The following is a 255-nucleotide window of genomic DNA, read 5'->3' as shown; positions in this document are numbered from 1 at the left end:
TTGCCGCCCAGATCGATGAATTCCAGCGTGACCTCGGTCGAGGGCATGGACTCATTCGTATTGCCTTCGGCATCCGAGAAGGAATCGACTAAGACGATCTTCTCCGGCTCAACGATTTCCTTATAAACCGCTTTGCCCCAAGATTCCATGCCGAAAAATTGACCTTGGTTCTCATCGACGCACTTCATGCAGAAGTGCCAAACGCCGCCCACCTGGAAATCGAGATTGCAAATCGGAAGATCCCAGCCTCTTGGC

General features: G+C 52.2%; 1 protein-coding gene. It reads right to left on the bottom strand.

The features are described 5' to 3' along the window. Positions 1-255: SRPBCC family protein (locus LRL21_RS45305; RefSeq protein WP_240422260.1), on the bottom strand; the 255-nt coding region annotated here is incomplete at both ends.

This window comes from Paenibacillus periandrae, from assembly GCF_022458865.1.
Lineage (GTDB): Bacteria > Bacillota > Bacilli > Paenibacillales > NBRC-103111 > Paenibacillus_S > Paenibacillus_S periandrae.
The sequence above is the reverse complement of the archived record's forward strand: the minus strand, read 5'-3'. Positions and strand labels throughout refer to the sequence as shown.